The sequence below is a fragment of the Streptomyces sp. AHA2 genome, assembly GCF_036857595.1.
Classification (GTDB): Bacteria; Actinomycetota; Actinomycetes; order Streptomycetales; family Streptomycetaceae; genus Streptomyces.
This window is the reverse complement of the sequence record NZ_JAUQWJ010000056.1, coordinates 1-1211: the sequence shown is the minus strand read 5'-3', so window position 1 is coordinate 1211 and position 1211 is coordinate 1. Positions and strand designations below refer to the sequence as shown.

The 1211-nt window shown below is 68.0% G+C and carries 1 protein-coding gene; it reads right to left on the bottom strand.

The genetic code is table 11. The annotated features are described in order from the left end of the window. Nucleotides 1–1205: amino acid adenylation domain-containing protein (locus tag Q5694_RS34770; RefSeq protein WP_333937515.1), on the bottom strand; the 1205-nt coding region annotated here is incomplete at its 3' end. Nucleotides 1206–1211: the final 6 nt, after the last annotated feature.

Genomic DNA, 1211 nt, shown 5'->3' with positions numbered 1-1211 from the left:
CCGTCACCGTCCCAGCGGGCCCGGTCACCCGTGCGGTAGAGACGGCTGCCCGCCGGCCCGAACGGATTGGGCAGGAAACGCGTCGCGGTGAGCGCGCACTGGGCGAGATAGCCGTGCGCGACGCCCTCACCGGCCAGATACAACTCCCCCGTCACCCCCGGCGGAACCAGACCCAGACGCTCGTCCAGCACGAAGGCGGACTTGTTCACCAAAGGCCGGCCGATCGGCACACTCGCACCCAACTCGACACCCCGGTCCACCGTGTGGGTGGTGGTGAAACCCATCGACTCGGCCGGGCCGTAACCGTTGGTGACCGTCAGGTGTGGATGCAGCCCGTGCAGGCGGTCGACGTGCGTGGGAGAGGCCGGCTCACCACCGGTGAACACGATCCGGGTCGCGGCGAAGGTCTCCGGGTGCTCGTCGACCAGGTAGTTGAACAGACTCGACGACAACTGAAGCATCGTCACCCGATGCCGGACGGACAACTCCGCCACCACCGCCGGCTCCGGCCGCTGACCGGGCTGAAGCACCGTCGTCCCGCCGTGCAGCAGCGCACCCCAGAACTCCAGACTGAACGCGTCCCACGACACCGGCGAGCACTGAAGAAACACCTCACCCGGCCCGAACGAGGCATACGACTGCGCCGACACCGTCGACACCAGATTCCGATGCGACGACACGATCCCCTTCGGCCGCCCCGTCGACCCCGACGTGAACATCACACACGCCGCGTCCTCGGACGTCAGCGTCACACCGAGATCGCCCGGCTCCTGCGCGGCGATCGACTCCCGTTCACCGTCGATCAGCACCGCCGCACCACCGACCCCCCGAGCATGCTGCGCGGAATCAGTGACCAGCACACGCAGACCGGCTTCCTCCACCGTCCCGCGCAACCGCTCATCGGGAAACTCCGGATCCAGCAACACATACCCGGCACCCGTCTTGACCACCGCGATCACAGCAACGGCGAAATCCACACCACGATCCAGCAGCACACCCGCCAGATCACCCCGCCCAAGCCCCGACTCCCGCAAACGCCGCGCCAAACGATTGGCACGACCGTTCAACTCCCCGTACGACAACGACCCACCACCGAACACGACCGCCGAAGCATCCGGCCGCACCCGCACCTGCTCCTCGAACCGGGCCGTCAACAACGGCTCCCCGCCGTACCGCACCGACCGGCCGGACCACTCGCCCAACATCCGCCG